At 62.4% G+C, this 16,939-nt stretch carries 20 protein-coding genes and 1 other RNA gene; 8 read left to right on the top strand and 13 right to left on the bottom strand.

Features of this window, described 5'->3' with window-relative positions:
* Positions 1-19: 19 nt before the first annotated feature.
* From purH to ruvB, 4 genes are all read left to right on the top strand, one after another.
* The gene (gene purH / locus NCS58_RS02670) at positions 20-1,585 is read left to right on the top strand and encodes a bifunctional phosphoribosylaminoimidazolecarboxamide formyltransferase/IMP cyclohydrolase (protein ID WP_250537784.1); all 1,566 of its coding nucleotides are present in this window, start codon (positions 20-22) and stop codon (positions 1,583-1,585) included.
* 88 nt (positions 1,586-1,673) lie between these two features.
* Complete coding sequence (ruvC, locus tag NCS58_RS02665) at positions 1,674-2,216, top strand: crossover junction endodeoxyribonuclease RuvC (protein ID WP_061117891.1); 543 nt, start codon at positions 1,674-1,676, stop codon at positions 2,214-2,216.
* A 24-nt stretch (positions 2,217-2,240) separates the two neighbouring features.
* On the top strand, positions 2,241-2,822 hold the full coding sequence (gene ruvA, locus NCS58_RS02660; RefSeq protein WP_061117811.1) for a Holliday junction branch migration protein RuvA: 582 nt from the start codon (positions 2,241-2,243) through the stop codon (positions 2,820-2,822).
* A gap of 55 nt (positions 2,823-2,877) precedes the next feature.
* Positions 2,878-3,939, top strand: coding sequence for a Holliday junction branch migration DNA helicase RuvB (gene ruvB / locus NCS58_RS02655; protein WP_061117812.1), 1,062 nt, complete (start codon positions 2,878-2,880; stop codon positions 3,937-3,939).
* Here the strand turns inward: ruvB and NCS58_RS02650 are convergent.
* Genes NCS58_RS02650 through tyrS form a run of 3 tightly spaced genes read right to left on the bottom strand, consistent with a single transcriptional unit; the run spans position 3,936 to position 6,305 of the window.
* Positions 3,936-4,586 carry a histidine phosphatase family protein gene (locus NCS58_RS02650; RefSeq protein WP_250537783.1) on the bottom strand — a complete coding sequence of 217 codons (651 nt, stop codon included), beginning with the start codon at positions 4,584-4,586 and terminating at the stop codon, positions 3,936-3,938. The two genes, ruvB and NCS58_RS02650, sit on opposite strands and share 4 nt — an antisense overlap.
* On the bottom strand, positions 4,583-5,041 hold the full coding sequence (gene dtd, locus NCS58_RS02645; RefSeq protein ID WP_061117814.1) for a D-aminoacyl-tRNA deacylase: 459 nt from the start codon (positions 5,039-5,041) through the stop codon (positions 4,583-4,585). The genes NCS58_RS02650 and dtd overlap by 4 nt, the downstream gene beginning before the upstream one ends.
* 4 nt (positions 5,042-5,045) lie before the next feature.
* Positions 5,046-6,305, bottom strand: a complete 1,260-nt coding sequence (gene tyrS / locus NCS58_RS02640) for a tyrosine--tRNA ligase (RefSeq protein WP_061117815.1) — start codon at positions 6,303-6,305, stop codon at positions 5,046-5,048.
* 381 nt (positions 6,306-6,686) lie between these two features.
* Here tyrS and NCS58_RS02635 point away from each other — a divergent pair, with 381 nt between their 5' ends.
* Positions 6,687-7,817 (top strand): anhydro-N-acetylmuramic acid kinase, encoded by a 1,131-nt coding sequence (locus NCS58_RS02635; RefSeq protein WP_311766294.1) that lies wholly within the window; start codon positions 6,687-6,689, stop codon positions 7,815-7,817.
* Between the two features lie 64 nt (positions 7,818-7,881).
* Here the strand turns inward: NCS58_RS02635 and erpA are convergent, their stop codons facing one another.
* The 3 genes from erpA to rplM all read right to left on the bottom strand — a co-directional run bounded on the left by erpA (position 7,882) and on the right by rplM (position 9,291).
* Entirely contained in the window at positions 7,882-8,247 is a 366-nt protein-coding gene (erpA, locus tag NCS58_RS02630; RefSeq protein ID WP_061117816.1) for an iron-sulfur cluster insertion protein ErpA, read from the bottom strand.
* A 211-nt stretch (positions 8,248-8,458) separates the two neighbouring features.
* On the bottom strand, positions 8,459-8,851 hold the full coding sequence (gene rpsI / locus NCS58_RS02625; RefSeq protein WP_061117817.1) for a 30S ribosomal protein S9: 393 nt from the start codon (positions 8,849-8,851) through the stop codon (positions 8,459-8,461).
* A gap of 11 nt (positions 8,852-8,862) precedes the next feature.
* Complete coding sequence (gene rplM / locus NCS58_RS02620) at positions 8,863-9,291, bottom strand: 50S ribosomal protein L13 (RefSeq protein WP_008351572.1); 429 nt, start codon at positions 9,289-9,291, stop codon at positions 8,863-8,865.
* A 267-nt stretch (positions 9,292-9,558) separates the two neighbouring features.
* On the opposite strand from rplM, the gene NCS58_RS02615 reads away from it, so the two are divergent.
* Together NCS58_RS02615 and NCS58_RS02610 are read left to right on the top strand one after the other, a co-directional pair.
* The gene (locus tag NCS58_RS02615) at positions 9,559-9,825 is read left to right on the top strand and encodes a hypothetical protein (protein WP_250537782.1); all 267 of its coding nucleotides are present in this window, start codon (positions 9,559-9,561) and stop codon (positions 9,823-9,825) included.
* Positions 9,826-9,864: 39 nt separating this feature from the next.
* Positions 9,865-10,287 carry an OsmC family protein gene (locus NCS58_RS02610; protein ID WP_061117818.1) on the top strand — a complete coding sequence of 141 codons (423 nt, stop codon included), beginning with the start codon at positions 9,865-9,867 and terminating at the stop codon, positions 10,285-10,287.
* 65 nt (positions 10,288-10,352) lie between these two features.
* On the opposite strand, the gene rnpB is transcribed toward NCS58_RS02610, so the two are convergent.
* From rnpB to pyrC, 3 genes are all read right to left on the bottom strand, one after another.
* Positions 10,353-10,766, bottom strand: an RNA gene (gene rnpB / locus NCS58_RS02605) — RNase P RNA component class A.
* A 29-nt stretch (positions 10,767-10,795) separates the two neighbouring features.
* A complete protein-coding gene (locus NCS58_RS02600; RefSeq protein ID WP_409241783.1) occupies positions 10,796-11,602 on the bottom strand; it encodes a DUF3025 domain-containing protein in 807 nt (268 codons plus the stop codon).
* 10 nt (positions 11,603-11,612) lie between these two features.
* Positions 11,613-12,683 carry a dihydroorotase gene (gene pyrC, locus NCS58_RS02595; RefSeq protein WP_250537781.1) on the bottom strand — a complete coding sequence of 357 codons (1,071 nt, stop codon included), beginning with the start codon at positions 12,681-12,683 and terminating at the stop codon, positions 11,613-11,615.
* A 181-nt stretch (positions 12,684-12,864) separates the two neighbouring features.
* Here pyrC and NCS58_RS02590 point away from each other — a divergent pair, with 181 nt between their 5' ends.
* Positions 12,865-13,767 (top strand): class II glutamine amidotransferase, encoded by a 903-nt coding sequence (locus NCS58_RS02590; RefSeq protein ID WP_086960946.1) that lies wholly within the window; start codon positions 12,865-12,867, stop codon positions 13,765-13,767.
* A gap of 44 nt (positions 13,768-13,811) precedes the next feature.
* Here the strand turns inward: NCS58_RS02590 and NCS58_RS02585 are convergent, their stop codons facing one another.
* The 4 genes from NCS58_RS02585 to NCS58_RS02570 form a co-directional block, all read right to left on the bottom strand.
* Positions 13,812-14,537: an amino acid ABC transporter ATP-binding protein gene (locus tag NCS58_RS02585; protein ID WP_061117822.1), complete on the bottom strand. Its 726-nt coding sequence runs from the start codon at positions 14,535-14,537 to the stop codon at positions 13,812-13,814.
* Positions 14,534-15,211, bottom strand: a complete 678-nt coding sequence (gene gltK / locus NCS58_RS02580) for a glutamate/aspartate ABC transporter permease GltK (RefSeq protein WP_061117823.1) — start codon at positions 15,209-15,211, stop codon at positions 14,534-14,536. The genes NCS58_RS02585 and gltK overlap by 4 nt, the downstream gene beginning before the upstream one ends.
* Positions 15,211-15,951, bottom strand: a complete 741-nt coding sequence (locus tag NCS58_RS02575) for an amino acid ABC transporter permease (protein WP_061117824.1) — start codon at positions 15,949-15,951, stop codon at positions 15,211-15,213. The genes gltK and NCS58_RS02575 overlap by 1 nt, the downstream gene beginning before the upstream one ends.
* A gap of 68 nt (positions 15,952-16,019) precedes the next feature.
* Positions 16,020-16,913 (bottom strand): glutamate/aspartate ABC transporter substrate-binding protein, encoded by an 894-nt coding sequence (locus NCS58_RS02570; RefSeq protein WP_061117825.1) that lies wholly within the window; start codon positions 16,911-16,913, stop codon positions 16,020-16,022.
* Positions 16,914-16,939 lie beyond the last annotated feature (26 nt).

Raw genomic sequence — 16,939 nt, 5'->3', positions numbered from 1 at the left:
TTCGGTTTCAGTGTTCATCATGATCAAGCAAGCGCTCCTTTCCGTTTCCGACAAATCCGGCATCGTCGATTTCGCCAAATCGCTGTCGGCGCTCGGCGTCAAGCTCCTCTCGACCGGCGGCACCGCGAAACTGCTCGCCGACGCGTGCCTGCCCGTGACCGAGGTCGCCGACTACACCGGCTTTCCGGAGATGCTCGACGGGCGGGTGAAGACGCTGCATCCGAAAGTGCATGGCGGGATTCTCGCGCGCCGCGACCTGCCCGAGCACATGGCCGCGCTCGAGAAACACGATATCCCGACCATCGACCTGCTGGTCGTCAATCTGTATCCGTTCGTGCAGACGGTGTCGAAGGAAGAATGCTCGCTGGAAGACGCGATCGAGAACATCGATATCGGCGGCCCGACCATGCTGCGCTCCGCGGCGAAGAATCATCGCGACGTGACGGTCGTCGTCGATCCGGCCGATTACGCCGCCGTGCTCGACGAAATGCGCGCGAACAATAACGCCGTCGGCTACAAGACGAACTTCCGTCTCGCGACGAAGGTGTTTGCGCACACCGCGCAATACGATGGCGCGATCACGAACTATCTGACGAGCCTCACGGAAGAGCTGCAGCATTCGAGCCGCAACACGTATCCGGCCACCTTCAACATGGCGTTCGAGAAGGTTCAGGACCTGCGCTACGGCGAGAATCCGCATCAGAGCGCGGCGTTCTATCGCGACCTTTCGGTGCCCGCAGGCGCGCTCGCGAATTATGAGCAGTTGCAGGGCAAGGAACTGTCGTACAACAACATCGCCGATTCGGACGCCGCGTGGGAATGCGTGAATACGTTCGATGCGCCCGCCTGCGTCATCATCAAGCACGCGAATCCTTGCGGCGTGGCGGTGGGCGCGAACGCCGCCGACGCGTATTCGAAGGCGTTCCAGACGGATCCGACCTCCGCATTCGGCGGCATCATCGCGTTCAATCGCGAAGTCGATGAAGCCGCGGCGCAAGCGGTCGCGAAGCAGTTCGTCGAAGTGCTGATCGCACCGTCGTTCAGCGAGGCGGCGCGCGCCGTGTTCGCGGCGAAGCAGAACGTGCGCCTGTTGCAGATCGCACTCGGGGACGGTCACAACACGTTCGACCTGAAGCGCGTCGGCGGCGGCCTGCTCGTGCAATCGCTCGATGCGAAGAACGTCCAGCCGCACGAACTGCGCGTCGTGACGAAGCGCCACCCGACGCCGAAGGAAATGGACGACCTGATGTTCGCGTGGCGCGTCGCGAAGTACGTCAAGTCGAATGCCATCGTGTTCTGCGGCGGCGGCATGACGCTCGGCGTCGGCGCGGGCCAGATGAGCCGCGTGGATTCGGCGCGCATCGCGGGCATCAAGGCGCAGAACGCCGGTCTGACGCTGAACGGCTCGGCAGTGGCCTCCGATGCATTCTTCCCGTTCCGTGACGGCCTCGACGTCGTCGTGAACGCGGGCGCGACCTGCGTGATCCAGCCGGGCGGCTCCATGCGCGACGACGAAGTGATCGCCGCCGCCGATGAGCACAATGTCGCGATGATCGTCACCGGCACGCGTCATTTCCGCCATTAATCTCGCCCGCTTCATTTAAGATTGGCCTGTTTGCGCTTCGAGAGCGCAAGCAGGCCTTTTTGATTTGGACTACGCGCATCGCGAACGAATGAGAATCCTCGGCATCGACCCCGGCCTGCGTGTGACGGGCTTCGGCATCATCGACAAGACGGGGCACACGCTCACTTACGTCACGAGCGGCGTCATCAAGACGGCCGATGCCGACTTGCCTTCGCGCCTGAACACCATCTTCAGCGGTATCTCGACGCTCATCACGCAGCACAATCCGGATCAGGCCGCGATCGAAAAGGTCTTCGTCAACGTGAATCCGCAATCGACCCTGTTGCTCGGCCAGGCCCGCGGCGCGGCCATTTGCGGGCTCGTCGCGAGTGGCGTGCCGGTGGCGGAGTACACGGCGTTGCAGTTGAAGCAGGCCGTCGTCGGCTACGGACGCGCGACGAAGGAACAGATGCAGCAGATGGTCGTGCGGCTCCTCAGCCTCTCCGGCGTGCCAGGCACCGACGCCGCCGACGCGCTCGGCATGGCCATCTGCCACGCGCACGGCGGCACGGGCCTCGCGGCGTTGGGCGGCATCGCGCCGGGGCTTGCGAAGAAAGGCTTGCGCGTGCGGCGCGGTCGTCTCATCGGCTAATAACACTTCTTCTGGTTCAAACACATGATCGGTCGCATCGCCGGCGTTCTGCTGGAAAAAAATCCGCCGCACTTGCTCGTCGATTGCGGCGGCGTCGGCTACGAAATCGACGTGCCGATGAGCACCTTCTATAACCTGCCGAATGCCGGCGAAAAAGTCGTGCTGCTCACCCAGCTGATCGTGCGCGAAGATGCGCATCTGCTGTACGGCTTTCTCACCGCGCAGGAGCGCTCGACGTTCCGCGAGTTGCTGAAAATAAGCGGCATCGGCGCGCGGATGGCCTTGGCGGTGCTTTCGGGCATGAGCGTGCACGAGCTCTCGCAGACGGTGACGACGCAAGACGCCGCGCGCCTCACGCGCGTGCCCGGCATCGGCAAGAAGACGGCGGAACGGCTGCTGCTCGAACTGAAAGGCAAGCTCGGCGCGGATCTCGGCGCGATTGCGGGGACGGTTTCCCAGTCGGATCACGCGTCCGATATCCTCAACGCGCTGCTCGCGCTCGGCTATTCCGAGAAGGAAGCGCTCGCCGCCGTCAAGAATGTGCCGGCGGGAACGGGGGTGTCCGAGGGTATCAAGCTGGCGCTGAAGGCACTTTCGAAGGCGTGACGGCCTGGCCCATTCGGCCGATTCCCCGCGAGAAGCCTAGCTGTACAATCGACCCATGATCGAAACCGACAAACTCGCCGCCGAACGCGTCATCTCGGCTACGCCCGTCTCGCCGAACGAAGAAGCGTTCGAGCGCGCGCTGCGCCCGCACAAGCTCGACGAGTACATCGGGCAGGAAAAGGCGCGCGGTCAGCTCGAAATCTTCATCGAAGCGGCCAAGCGGCGCTCCGAAGCGCTCGATCACGTACTGCTGTTCGGGCCGCCGGGTCTCGGCAAGACGACGCTCGCGCATATCATCGCGCGGGAAATGGGTGTGAATTTGCGGCAGACGTCGGGCCCGGTGCTCGAACGCGCGGGCGATCTCGCCGCGCTTCTCACGAATCTCGAAGCGAACGACGTGCTGTTCATCGACGAAATTCATCGGCTTTCACCCGTCGTCGAGGAAATCCTGTATCCGGCACTCGAGGATTATCAGATCGACATCATGATCGGCGAAGGACCGGCCGCGCGCAGCGTGAAGCTGGATCTGCAGCCGTTCACGCTCGTCGGCGCGACCACGCGCGCGGGCATGCTGACGAATCCGCTGCGCGACCGCTTCGGCATCGTGTCGCGGCTGGAGTTTTATAACGCGAGCGAACTGGCGCGCATCGTGTCGCGGTCGGCGTCTTTGTTGAAGGCGGAGATCGTACCCGAAGGCGCGCTGGAAATTGCCAAGCGCTCCCGTGGCACGCCGCGGATTGCGAACCGCCTGCTGCGCCGGGTGCGCGACTACGCCGAGGTGAAAGCGGACGGCGTGATTTCCGCCGATGTCGCGGACCGCGCGCTAAAGATGCTCGACGTCGATCCCGTCGGCTTCGATCTGATGGACCGCAAGCTGCTCGAAGCGATCCTGCACAAGTTCGATGGCGGGCCGGTCGGCGTGGACAATCTCGCCGCGGCAATCGGCGAGGAGCGCGATACGATCGAGGACGTGCTCGAACCGTATCTGATCCAGCAAGGCTTCCTGCAGCGCACGCCGCGCGGACGCGTCGCGACCATGCTCACGTATCGGCACTTCGGCATCGCTGCGCCGGATGCCGGGCCGATTCGGGATCTTTGGGATACGAGCAACGGCTAGGCGCGCTTGCGCAAGCTGTCGTCGTCAGTGTCCGTCGACAGATGCGCGACATCTCCCCACGACACGACCCTCGCCCCGCCATCCTGATAATCCACGATATTGACGCTGCAATTGAGCAGCGGCCAGTTGCGCGGTTCATGGAGCGACAGCTTCATCGCGAATCGATAGATGCAATCGAGCACGCCGCCATGCGCGACGACCGCGATACATCCGTCCGGATGCGCGGCAACGATCGGTTCCATCGCATGCACGACGCGGTGATAAAACACGCGCTGCGACTCACCATCGCCGGGCGGTGAAAAACCGGGATCGCGTGTCTGCCATTCGACGTATTCAGCGGGAAACCTGTCGCTGATCTCGTCGCTGTCATGGCCTTGGAACGCGCCGTAGAACCGCTCACGCAACTTTTCCGACAAGCGCAACTCGAGCCCGAGCGCATCCGCGAATGGACGCGCCGTCTGCTGCGCGCGTTGCAGATCGCTCGAATAGACCGCATCGATCCCGCCTTCTCGAGCCAGGCGTTCTCCGAGCTGTTCGGCTTGCAGGAAGCCGTGCTCGGACAACGGAATATCGATATGCCCTTGAATGCGCTTGATGCGATTCCAGTCGGTTTCGCCGTGCCGGATGAAGAGTACCCGAGTCGTCATGGACGTACCTGAAGCCAGAAAGTAACCGGCCCGTCATTGACGAGCGACACCTGCATCTCCGCGCCGAATTCGCCCGTTTCGACGATCGGATGCTTCGCGCGTGCCTGCTCGACGAAGTAATCGAAGAGCCGCTTGCCTTCGTCGGGCGGAGCGGCAGGCGTGAAGCTCGGGCGCAAGCCGCTCGACGTATCGGCGGCAAGCGTGAATTGCGAGACCAGCAAGACGCCGCCCGCGCGGCCCGCGCCATCCATGTTCGAGACGGACAGGTTCATCTTGCCGGCGGCGTCGCTGAACACCCGGTACGCGAGCATCTTGGCGAGCAGCTTGTCGGCTGCTGCTTCGTTGTCGCCGCGCTCGGCGCAGACCAGCGCGAGCAAGCCCGCGTCGATCGCACCGGTCACGCGCTCGCCCACGCGGACATCGGCGCGCTTCACACGCTGAATGAGCGCGATCATCGGCTCAAGCGGTCAGCGTGACGCGTGCGAAACGGCGCTTGCCCACCTGCACCACGAACTCGCCCGCCTCGATCTTCAGGCCCTTGTCGGAGACGGTCGCGCCGTCGATCTTCACGCCGCCCTGCTCGATATTGCGCAGCGCCTCGCTCGTCGACGGCACGAGGCCCGCCTGCTTCAGCAACTGGCCGATCGCGATTGGGGCGCCCGCGAGCGTCACCGTCGGAATGTCGTCCGGAACGCCACCCTTCGCGCGATGGTTGAAGTCGTCGAGCGCGCGCTGTGCGTCCGCCGACGAGTGGAAGCGCGCAACGATCTCCTGCGCGAGCATCACCTTGAAGTCACGCGGGTTGCGGCCGCCTTCGGCCTCCTTCTTGAAGCCCGCAATCTCATCGATGCTGCGGAACGACAGCAGCTCGAAGTAGCGCCACATGAGCACGTCCGAAATGCTCATCAGCTTGCCGAACATCTCGGTCGGCTTCTCGCTGATGCCGACGTAATTGTTCTTCGACTTCGACATCTTCTCGACGCCGTCGAGGCCTTCGAGCAGCGGCATCGTCAGGATGCACTGCTGTTCCTGGCCGTATTGCTTCTGCAATTCACGGCCGACGAGCAGGTTGAACTTCTGATCCGTGCCGCCGAGCTCGAGATCCGCGTTCAGCGCGACGGAGTCGTAGCCCTGCATCAGCGGGTACAGAAATTCATGGATCGAAATCGGCACGCCGCTTTGGAAGCGCTTCGTGAAGTCCTCGCGCTCGAGAATGCGCGCCACCGTGTAGCGCGACGCGAGCTTGATCATGCCGTCGGCGCCGAGCGGCATCGACCATTCGCTGTTGTAGCGGATTTCGGTCTTCTCGCGATCCAGCACGAGCGCAGCCTGCTCGAAATACGTCTTCGCGTTGTTTTCGATCTGCTCGCGCGTGAGCGGCGGGCGCGTCGCGTTGCGGCCGGACGGATCGCCGATCAGCGAAGTGAAATCGCCGATCAGGAAAATGACCTGATGGCCGAGATCCTGCAACTGGCGCATCTTGTTCAGCACGACCGTATGGCCGATGTGGATGTCGGGCGCGGTCGGGTCGAGACCGAGCTTGATGCGCAGCGGCTTGCCCGTCGCGGCGCTTCTTGCGAGCTTCTGCGCGAATTCGTCTTCGATCAGCAATTCGTCGCAGCCACGCTTCGCGATGGCGAGCGCGTTTTTCACATCGTCGGTGATCGGAAAGCTCTGCGCGGCGGCGGGCGCGGAAGAAGCGTTGGAATCTGTGGTCATGCTTGCGGCTTGTGAAGTCAAAAGGGTTCGATGACTGGCGAACGGGGCGGCGCGATCTGGCCTCAACACCGTCGCAGCGGTCCGGCGCGGCCGGATGGGACGCCGCGCGTCGAAACGCGGCGTGCGCGGAAAAAATGACGAAATCGCGCGCAATTGCTTGTTCAGGCTCAGGATTTTACGCGATGACGCGGCCATTCGCGCCGTTTCGTGTCGGATGAGGCGCGTTTGCGCGTGCTGCGGCCTGGCGAAAGGCGTCGGTCCATGAGGACGACGCCAGACGCGTCTTAACGATTCGATGCATAACGCGGATAATCGCCGCTTGAGCGAAATCCGCAACACGGCATCGACGAGGAGAGCAGCGTGCCCAAGAAAACCGAAGCAATCGAAACCGGCAAGGCCGATGGCGTGTACTTCGGTTTGATGTCCGGAACCAGCATGGACGGCGTGGACGGCGTCGCGGTGCAATTCGCAGCGGGCAAGCCGCCCGTCGTGCTCGGCGAGGCGCATGTCTCCTTCTCGAAAGGCTTGCGCGACGCGCTCTTCGAATTGCAATCACCCGGTGACAACGAAATCGAGCGCGAGGCGCTTGCCGCCAATGCGCTCGCGACGCGTTACGCCGTGTGCTGTCATGAATTGCAGAGCATGAGCGGCTATTCGGCGGCGAAGGTGCGTGCGATCGGCGTTCACGGCCAGACGGTGCGGCATCGGCCGGAGAAGGGCTATACGCGACAGATCAACAATCCCGCGCTGCTTGCGGAGATGACCAACATCGACGTCGTCGCCGATTTCCGCAGCCGCGATGTCGCCGCGGGCGGCCAGGGCGCGCCGCTCGTGCCGGCGTTTCACGCGACGGTGTTCGGCGAAAAGAACGAGACGCGCGTCGTGTGCAATCTGGGCGGCATCAGCAATATCACGATCCTTGCGGCAAGCGGCGAAGTGCGCGGCTTCGATTGTGGTCCGGCGAACGCGCTGATCGACGAATGGGCGTTGCGTCATCTGCAAAGAGCCTACGACGATGGCGGGCAATTCGCGGCGCAAGGCCAGGTGCATCAGCCGCTGCTCGACGCCCTTCTCGACGAGCCGTTTTTCGAACTGCCTCCGCCGAAAAGTACAGGCCGCGATCTGTTCAACCCGGCATGGATGGACGCGAAGCTCGCCGCCTTCGCAAGCCTTGCTCCCGCCGACGTTCAGGCGACGCTCACCGCGCTCACCGCAACGACGGTCGCCCGCGAGATCGCGCGTCACGCGTCGGATGTGCGCGCCGTGTACGTGTGCGGCGGCGGCGCGCGCAATCCGGTTCTGATGAAAATGCTCGAGCAGGCCCTGGAAGACGGCGGCGTTGCGGGCGTGCCCGTCATGACGACCGAGGCGCTCGGCGTGCCGCCGCAGCAGGTCGAAGCACTTGCGTTCGCGTGGCTCGCGATGCGCTGCGTTGCGCGCGAGCCGGGCAATCTGCCCGCGGTGACAGGCGCGTCGGGTGCGCGGGTGCTCGGCGCAATCTACCCGCACTGACGCGCGCCCGAAAACAAAAACGGAGCCCGAAGGCTCCGTTTCGCTCACATCGACTGATTCGTGCTCAGACCGAGAACGACGAACCGCAACCGCACGTCGTGGTGGCGTTGGGGTTCTTGATGACGAACTGCGCGCCGTTGATGTCGTCCTTATAGTCGATCTCCGCGCCGACGAGATACTGATAGCTCATCGAATCGACGAGCAACTGCACGCCCGCCTTGTCCATCACGGTGTCGTCTTCGTTGACTTCTTCGTCGAACGTGAAGCCGTACTGGAAACCGGAGCATCCGCCGCCCTGCACGAACACGCGCAGCTTCAGATCCGGATTGCCTTCTTCATCGATCAATTGCTTGACCTTGTCTGCAGCCGCGTCGGTGAAGACGAACGGCATCGGCATTTCGGTCGTGGGGGTGTCGCTGACAGCGCTCATTCGAACTCTCCAATTTAGCTTCTGACCGCTATTGTAGGGCTGATCTCAATATCGTGCCGAATGTCCATGAAATCAATGGGCTATATGCAAGTTCGACATGGCGGTGATTTTGCGCGCAAAAACGAAAAAGCCGCCGGCACCAAGGTGCGGGCGGCTTTCGCAGCAGTTTCGCCAGGAACCGGTCTCCGGTCCCGGGGAAATGCCGAAGCGCTTAACGCTTCGAGAATTGCTTCCTGCGGCGTGCCTTGTGGAAACCGACCTTCTTACGTTCCACTTCACGCGCGTCGCGGGTGACGAAGCCTGCGTTCGACAGTTGCGACTTCAGCGTTGCGTCGTAGTCCATCAGCGCGCGGGTGATGCCGTGGCGCACCGCGCCGGCCTGACCCGTCTCACCGCCGCCCGACACGTTGACCTTGATGTCGAACGTGGTGCCGTGGTTCGTGAGTTCGAGCGGCTGACGCACGATCATCAGCGACGTTTCACGCGAGAAATAGTCGGCGATGGGCTTGCCGTTGACGACGATATCGCCCTTGCCCGACTTGATGAAGACACGAGCGACGGCGCTCTTGCGGCGGCCCGTACCGTAGTTCCAGTTACCGATCATGTGGGCTCCCCTTAGATCTCGAGCGCTTTAGGCTGTTGAGCCGTATGCGGATGCGTTGCTTCGGCGTAGACCTTCAGCTTCTTGATCATCGCGTAGCCGAGCGGACCCTTCGGAAGCATGCCCTTGACAGCCTTCTCGAGCGCGCGGCCCGGGAAACGCTCCTGCATCTTGCCGAACGTCGTTTCGTAGATGCCGCCCGGGTAGCCCGAGTGACGATAGTACTTCTTGTCCGTGGTCTTGTTGCCGGTGACCTTCAGCTTGCCGGCATTGACGACGATGATGAAATCACCGGTGTCGACGTGCGGAGTGAATTCAGGCTTGTGCTTGCCGCGAAGACGGCGTGCCACTTCGCTGGCGACACGGCCGAGAACCTTATCCGTCGCGTCAATCACGTACCATTCGCGCGTCACCTCTTCGGCTTTTGCGGAAAACGTCTTCATGATCGATCCAAAAAATTGATCTGCCCTTGAACTTTGCCTTGCTCGGCCCTGCTTATATGAGTGCGTTCGCGACGCGTGCAGGCTCTCACAAGCCTCTCTCCGCGGGCGTGTGGCGAAGAGAACTTTGAATTATAAAGGGAATTTGGCCGCTGCGTCAAAGATTCGCTTTACGCGGCGCGAGGGCGAAAAAAAGCCCGGGCCGCTGTGGCTCGGGCTTAATCCACCAAGGAGGAGGTGGAGGAGACAGGGACGAGTATAGGCACGGTCATGCTGCAAGGCAAGAAGATTTGCATGGTGAAAGCGTATTTCATAATTCGAAATATTGAAATCACAAATAAAGATTTCACTTCATCAATAATTTCAGTTAGTTACGACGCTTTCGCGTCATCGTTTCGGAAAAATATCCCTCCAGAGCGCATCCTCGAATCAGGTTTTTTGGGTCAACGCCGTGGCGACCGCAGCGATTGTCGCTTTGTCAACCCGTGGATGCTCGTAAGCCGCGACCCGTCGAAAATCCCTGAACGGCTACAATAAAGTTTCTGTAACGACGCGCTGAACAGCTGGAGCCTGAGCATGGAATGCAAAGTTAGCTGGATGGGACAAGGCGGCATGGCCTTCGCCGCGGAAACGGGAAGCGGCCATCTCGTCAATATGGATGGCGCACCCGAAGGCGGCGGCCGCAATCTCGCGCCGCGCCCGATGGAAATGGTGCTGCTCGGCACCGGCGGCTGCACCGCCTACGACGTCGTGATGATCCTGAAGAAGAGCCGTCAGGAAATCGAGGATTGCTCGGTCACGCTCAAGGCCGATCGCGCAAGCGAAGACCCGAAAGTCTTCACGAAGATCCATTTCCATTTCACCGTGACCGGGAAGAATCTGAATCCGGCGACGGTCGAGCGCGCGATCAATCTGTCGCACGACAAGTACTGCTCGGCGTCGATCATGCTGGCGAAGACGGCCGAACTCACGCATTCGTTCGAGATCGTCGAAGCGTAGGCCAGGTCCAGCAGAAATGAAAAAGAGCCGGCGTCGCCAGACGCCGGCTCTTTTCCTTTGAATGACGACAAAGCGGGCCGATAAGCCGGATTCTGTGCGCGCGCCAACCGAAGCCGAACGCGCGTGGCAATCATTCCTCTAGACGCGCCATTGCTGACGCGTTCAAGCTTCCTACCCGCAGACGGACGGGGGCCCCGTCCTGCATCGCGAGGATGCGCGCCTGCCTATTTGGAATTGCTCCGGGTGGAGGTTACCGTGCCGGAGCGTCTCGCGACGTCCGCGGTGCGCTCTTACCGCACCGTTTCACCCTTACCTGATCTCCGGACTTGCGCCCGAAGCCATCGGCGGTTTGCTTTCTGTTGCCCTGTTCCGCGTGTTGCCACGGATGGCCGTTAGCCATCACCCTGCCCTGTGGAGTCCGGACTTTCCTCGCCCTCTTCGGCCGAAACCGTCGAGGCCGCGATTGCCTGGCCCGCTTTGCGGCATCGATTTTAACATCGGACCTGCTTCAGCGATTGCGGCGGCCCGGTCGAAAAACGTTCGTATCGTCGTAGAAGTCGGGTGACGCGTTCGCGGCCCACCAGCCCGGTACGCCCAGCACCGGCAGCGGCGCGAACGCGCGGCTGTCGAGCGGCTCGGCGTTCAGGCGCTGCGCCACGCGTTCGTCGATCAGCGCGCGGCGGGCGGCATCGTCGAGCGTGAAATAGTCGATGGGAACCTCGACGATCCACGCGTGCCCCGTGCACGCCTTGTACGGCGCGACGAGCTTTTCCAGCAGCGCGTGACCGAAGATGCGCGCCTCGCAGCGCGTGCCCCACGCCGTGCGCTCGTCGACGAACAGCGTGCGCCAACGGAAACCGCGCAGCGCAAGCGCCAGCGATGGATCGGCGCAGGCGAAGAGCACCGCGTTTTCGTCGAAGAGCGTGAGCGCGTCGCGCACGCCGCCGCGCGTCGGGCCGATGCCGAGCGTATCGATCTGCTGTGCCTGTAGCGCGTTGAGCGCCGCCTTGATGCGCGGATACGCGAACCACATCGACCCGTTGAAGAAATCGTGGAGATTGTGGCGAGTCGGCACGCGGCCGGTCTGCGCGATATGCCCTTCGTACGAGGCGCCCGCCGGCAGTTCTTCCTGCGCGATGAACGCGAGCGCTTCGCCGCGGCCGGTGACATGGGAGGCCGCCGCCGCGTCTTCGTTGAGCGTCGCGAGATATTCGTCGTAACCGGCAAGCGCCGCCGCCTGCCAGCGCTTGCCGCGCGCTTCGATCGACGCGAGCCAGGGCCGCGCCCAGTCGATATCCGCGAAACCCGCGCTCACGTTCGAAATGTCAATGCGCGTCCGCGAAACGCCAGCCGATCGGCTCGCCGCCGCGCAACGGCACGATCGTCGCGTCGCCGGCGGTGAATTCGGCAGGCAGCGTCCACGATCCGCGTTCCAGCGTCACCTTTTCCGCACTGCGCGGCAGGCCGTAGAAGTCCGCGCCGTGGAAGCTGGCGAAGCCTTCGAGCTTGTCGAGCGCGCCGGCCTTGTCGAAAGTTTCGGCGTAGAGCTCGAGCGCGTGCAGCGCCGTGTAGCAGCCCGCGCAGCCGCACGCGTGTTCCTTCAGGCCTTTGGGATGCGGCGCGCTGTCCGTGCCGAGGAAATAGCGCGGATTGCCAGACGTCGCCGCCTCGACGAGGGCCACGCGATGCGTCTCGCGCTTGAGCACGGGCAGGCAGTAGTAGTGCGGCCGCATGCCGCCGACGAGCATGATGTTGCGGTTGTACAGCAGGTGATGCGCGGTGATCGTTGCACCGATCGGCCCTTCGGCCTCGCGCACGTAATCGGCCGCGTCCTTCGTCGTAATGTGCTCGAACACGACCTTCAGCGCCGGAAAATCGCGGCGCAGCGGCGTCATCACGCGGTCGATGAAGACCTTCTCACGATCGAACACGTCGATGTCGCCATCGGTTACTTCGCCGTGCACGAGCAGCGGCATGCCCGTTTCCTGCATCGCTTCGAGCGTCTTCGCGCACTTTCCGAGATCCGTCACGCCCGCGTCGGAATTGGTCGTCGCGCCCGCCGGATACAGCTTCACGCCGTGCACGAAGCCGCTGTCTTTCGCGCGGCGAATTTCGTCGGGCGGCGTGTTGTCGGTGAGATAGAGCGTCATCAGCGGCTCGAAGCGCGCGGCCGCGCCGTCCTTCGGCAGCGCCGCGAGGATGCGCTCGCGGTACGCCGCGGCCATCTCGGTCGTCGTTACGGGCGGCTTCAGGTTCGGCATGATGATCGCGCGGCCGAACTGGCGCGCCGTGTGCGGCAGGACGGCCGCGAGCGTCGCGCCGTCGCGCACGTGCAGATGCCAGTCGTCGGGGCGCGCGATCGTGAGCGAATTGGGCGAGGTTGAGGTAGCGGACATGGCGTGATGACGGAGATCGGTGGAATGGCGCAAGTCCACGCGAGGACAGGAAAAAATCGCCGTGGAAATTCCACAACGCGCACGGTTATGAGCGGTTGCGCGATTTTTTCGGCCCGACCTCGGTGATATGCTTGTCGGACGTATTGTAACAACCAGGCCATAAGCCGCCCGCCCCCGCATCATGTGCCAACTTCTCGGAATGAATTGCGCCGAACCGACCGACGTGACGTTTTCGTTCACCGGTTTCGCGGCGCGCGGCGGCGTCACGGATCATCATGCCGACGGCTGGGGGATCGCGTTCTTCGAAGACAAGGCCTGCCGGCTCTTCATCGATCACCAGTCCTCCGCCAGCTCGCCGCTCGCAGACATGGTGAAGCGTTATCCGATCAAATCGAAGAACACGATCGCACATATCCGCAAGGCGACGCAGGGGCATATCCTGCTCGAGAACTGTCATCCGTTCATGCGCGAGTTGTGGGGCCGGCACTGGATCTTCGCGCACAACGGCGATTTGAAAGGCCATACGCCCGAACTCACCGGCGTCTATCAGCCGGTCGGCACGACGGATAGCGAGCTCGCCTTCTGCGCGCTGCTGCAAGGCCTGCGCCGCGCGTTTCCGTGTTCGCAGCCGCCGCTCGAAGAACTCTTCGACGCGCTCGCCGGGCTCACCCGCGACATCACGCAATACGGCGTCTTCAATTTCCTGATGTCGAACGGGCAGGCGCTCTTCTCGCACTGTTCCACGCATTTGTACTATCTGGTGCGTAGCTGGCCTTTCTCGACGGCGCATCTGATCGACGCGGACATGTCCATCGACTTCGCCAAATACACGACACCGGAAGACCGCGTCGCCGTGATCGCCACGTCCCCGCTCACCGACAATGAAACCTGGACGCGCTTCGCGCCCGGCGATCTCGCGATGTTCCAGTGCGGCGCGCTCGCCCGCAGCGTGAATATTCCGGTGCCGGAGGAAATCGCGAAGAAGGCGGCGGAGCCGCTCGCGAAGGCGTGCGTCGGATCGGCGCTTGAGATTGGCGAGATTCGGACGACGGCGGCGGTGGAATCGGAACTTGGGATTGAATAAAAAAAGGCGCTTCGTTTCGGAAGCGCCTTTTTTTCACGACGAGGTCAGTGCAGGATCTTCGCGAGGAAATCCTTCGCGCGATCCGACCTCGGATTCGCGAAGAACGCTTCCTTCTGATCGTCCTCGACGATCAAGCCCTTGTCCATGAAGATCACGCGGTTCGCGACCTTCTTAGCGAACCCCATTTCGTGCGTCACGCACATCATGGTCATGCCTTCCTGCGCGAGTTCCACCATCACGTCGAGCACTTCGTTGATCATCTCCGGATCGAGCGCGGATGTCGGCTCGTCGAAGAGCATCGCGATCGGGTCCATCGACAAGGCGCGCGCAATCGCCACGCGCTGCTGCTGACCGCCCGAAAGCTGGCCCGGAAACTTGTCGGCATGCGCGCGCAGGCCGACGCGATCCAGCAGCTTCAAACCCTTCTGCGTTGCTTCGTCGTTCGAGCGGCCGAGCACCTTGATCTGCGCGAGCGTCAGGTTTTGCGTGATAGTCAGATGCGGAAACAGCTCGAAGTGCTGGAACACCATGCCGACCTTCGAGCGCAGCTTCGACAGATTAGTCTTCTTGTCGGTGAGCGATTGCCCGTTGATCGTGATCTCGCCCTTCTGGAACGGCTCCAGGCCGTTCACGGTCTTGATGAGCGTCGACTTGCCCGAACCCGACGGGCCGCACACCACGACGACCTCGCCCTTCTTCACTTCGGTCGTGCAGTCCGTCAACACCTGGAACTGCCCGTACCACTTGGAAACATTCTTGATAGAGATCATCTTGCGACCTTTTTCTGAAGACTTTTGACGAGGGCCGACGCCACCACGCAGATCACGAAATAGCACGCGCCCGCGAACAGGACCATCTCGACGGACGTGCCGTCGCGATCCCCGATGTTCGTCGCCGTGCGGAAGAAGTCGGCGAGACTGATGACGTAGACGAGCGACGTATCCTGAAACAGGACGATGGCCTGCGTGAGCAAGAGCGGCACCATCGCACGGAACGCCTGCGGCAGCACGACGAGTTGCATCGCCTGGCCGTAGGTCATGCCGAGCGCGAAGGCCGCATTCACCTGACCGCGCGGCACCGCTTGAATGCCCGCGCGAATGATTTCCGAATAGTACGCGGCCTCGAACAGCGAGAACGCGACCATCGCCGAGGCGAGACGAATGTCGATGTCCGCCGACAGTCCGAGCACGTTCTGCAACAACTGCGGCACGATCAGGAAGAACCACAGCAGCACCATCACCAGCGGGATCGAGCGGAACAGCGTGACGTACGCGCTCGCGAACCATTGCAGCGGCTTGACGCCCGACAGGCGGAACAGCGCGAGCACGGTGCCCCAGACGATGCCGACGACGATGGCGAGCACGGTGATCTGCAGCGTGATCTTGGCGCCCGTCATCAGCGTGGGCCACGACGCGAGAACACCACTCCAGTTGAAATGATGCATCACTTGCCTCCGATGTAGCCAGGCAGCCGCGTTCTGGCTTCGACCCAGCGCATCAACTGCATCACGACCAGATTGATGAGCATGTAGGCGACCGTCACCGCGATGAACGACTCATAGGTCTGCGCCGTGTAGTCGACGAGCTGACGCGCCTGCGCGGACAGATCCAAGAGACCGATGGTCGACGCCACCGCCGAGTTCTTGAACACGTTGAGAAATTCCGACGTGAGCGGCGGCACGATGATGCGGTACGCGACCGGCATCAGCACGTAACGGTACGTCTGCCATTGCGTGAAGCCCATCGCGAGGCCCGCGTTGCGCTGTCCGGGCGGCAGTGCGTTGATGCCCGAGCGCACCTGCTCGCACACGCGCGCGCCGGTGAAGAGCCCGAGACAGATGATCGACGACGAGAAGAACTGCGCGGTCGGCGGCAGTTGCTTGAACCAGTTGCCGATGGAAGGCGGCAGCAGCTCCGGTATCACGAGATACCAGACGAAGAACTGCACGATCAGCGGAATATTGCGGAAGATCGCGACGTAGACGGTGCCGATGGCCGCCAGCGTGCGATTCGGGACCGTGCGCAAGATGCCGAACAACGAGCCGACCACGAGCGCGATCACCCAGGCCGCGAGCGACACGGTGATCGTCACCCAAAAGCCGGAGATCAGCCAGCCGAGATAGGTGGTGGGCTCGCCGGTCGAAACCGGACTCAGCAGGATGCCCCAGTTCCAGTGATAAGACATGGACTCACTCCAAAAAGAAACGGAAGAAGCAAGCTCCTTCCGTTTCGTTCGTTCGAGACTCGAACCGGTTAGTCGATTGCCTTGTCATTCGGGCTCTTGTAGAGAGCCTTGATGTCGTCACTTTCGGGGAAGTTGAGGTTGAGACCCTTCGGCGGGATCGGGCTTTCGAACCACTTCTTGTAGATCTTGTCCGCTTCGCCCGACGTTTCGACCTTGGCGATCGCATCGTCGACGACCTTCTTGAACTCCGGATCGTTCTTGCGGATCATGCAGCCGTACGCTTCATGCGACTGCGGCGCGCCGACGATCACGAAATCGTTCGGGTTGTTCGACTTGGCGCGTTCGCCCGCGAGGAGCGCATCGTCCATCATGAACGCGACCGCGCGGCCCGTCGACAGCGTCAGGAACGACTCGCCGTGGTCCTTCGCGCTGATGATGTTCATGCCCATGTTCTTGTCCTGATTCATCTTGCGAAGCAGGCGCTCGGACGTGGTGCCGGCGGTCGTCACGACGGTCTTGCCCTTCAGGTCGGCCCAGTCCTTCACGCCCGAATCCTTCTTGGTCATAAGGCGCGTGCCGATCACGAAGATCGTGTTCGAGAAGGAGACTTGCTGCTGGCGTTCGGCGTTGTTCGTGGTCGAGCCGCACTCGATATCGACGGTGCCGTTCTGCACGAGCGGAATGCGGTTCTGCGACGTGATCGGCGTGAGCTTCACCTTCAGATCCTGCATGCCCAGCTTCTGCTTGACGGCCTCGACGACCTTCAGCGCGAACTCGTGCGAGTAACCGACGACGTTCTGCTTGTCGTCATAGTAAGAAAACGGAATGGACGATTCGCGATGCCCCAGCGAGATCACGCCCGTGTCTTTGATCTTCTTCAGCGTGCCCGCGTCCTGGGCATACGCGCCGGTTGCGAGAAACCCGAGCGCGGCGACGAGCAGCGCAGCCTTTTTAACCTTCATGTGTTCGATCTCCTGTGGCGAAAAAC

This window comes from Caballeronia sp. INML3B (assembly GCF_023631305.1).
Lineage (GTDB): Bacteria > Pseudomonadota > Gammaproteobacteria > Burkholderiales > Burkholderiaceae > Caballeronia > Caballeronia turbans.
The sequence above is the reverse complement of the archived record's forward strand: the minus strand, read 5'-3'. Positions and strand labels throughout refer to the sequence as shown.

Bases quoted from the DNA above. Each gene is read 5' to 3' on its own strand.
- ruvC (WP_061117891.1), top strand. From the start codon at position 1,674: ATGAGAATCCTCGGCATCGACCCCGGCCTGCGTGTGACGGGCTTCGGC.
- NCS58_RS02570 (WP_061117825.1), bottom strand. From the start codon at position 16,913: ATGAAGGTTAAAAAGGCTGCGCTGCTCGTCGCCGCGCTCGGGTTTCTC.
- NCS58_RS02610 (WP_061117818.1), top strand. From the start codon at position 9,865: ATGGAATGCAAAGTTAGCTGGATGGGACAAGGCGGCATGGCCTTCGCC.
- erpA (WP_061117816.1), bottom strand. From the start codon at position 8,247: ATGAGCGCTGTCAGCGACACCCCCACGACCGAAATGCCGATGCCGTTC.
- rplM (WP_008351572.1), bottom strand. From the start codon at position 9,291: ATGAAGACGTTTTCCGCAAAAGCCGAAGAGGTGACGCGCGAATGGTAC.
- dtd (WP_061117814.1), bottom strand. From the start codon at position 5,041: ATGATCGCGCTCATTCAGCGTGTGAAGCGCGCCGATGTCCGCGTGGGC.
- NCS58_RS02650 (WP_250537783.1), bottom strand. From the start codon at position 4,586: ATGACGACTCGGGTACTCTTCATCCGGCACGGCGAAACCGACTGGAAT.
- NCS58_RS02585 (WP_061117822.1), bottom strand. From the start codon at position 14,537: ATGATCTCTATCAAGAATGTTTCCAAGTGGTACGGGCAGTTCCAGGTG.
- ruvB (WP_061117812.1), top strand. From the start codon at position 2,878: ATGATCGAAACCGACAAACTCGCCGCCGAACGCGTCATCTCGGCTACG.
- pyrC (WP_250537781.1), bottom strand. From the start codon at position 12,683: ATGTCCGCTACCTCAACCTCGCCCAATTCGCTCACGATCGCGCGCCCC.
- tyrS (WP_061117815.1), bottom strand. From the start codon at position 6,305: ATGACCACAGATTCCAACGCTTCTTCCGCGCCCGCCGCCGCGCAGAGC.
- ruvA (WP_061117811.1), top strand. From the start codon at position 2,241: ATGATCGGTCGCATCGCCGGCGTTCTGCTGGAAAAAAATCCGCCGCAC.
- NCS58_RS02590 (WP_086960946.1), top strand. From the start codon at position 12,865: ATGTGCCAACTTCTCGGAATGAATTGCGCCGAACCGACCGACGTGACG.
- gltK (WP_061117823.1), bottom strand. From the start codon at position 15,211: ATGCATCATTTCAACTGGAGTGGTGTTCTCGCGTCGTGGCCCACGCTG.
- rpsI (WP_061117817.1), bottom strand. From the start codon at position 8,851: ATGATCGGTAACTGGAACTACGGTACGGGCCGCCGCAAGAGCGCCGTC.
- NCS58_RS02615 (WP_250537782.1), top strand. From the start codon at position 9,559: ATGCTGCAAGGCAAGAAGATTTGCATGGTGAAAGCGTATTTCATAATT.
- NCS58_RS02575 (WP_061117824.1), bottom strand. From the start codon at position 15,951: ATGTCTTATCACTGGAACTGGGGCATCCTGCTGAGTCCGGTTTCGACC.
- purH (WP_250537784.1), top strand. From the start codon at position 20: ATGATCAAGCAAGCGCTCCTTTCCGTTTCCGACAAATCCGGCATCGTC.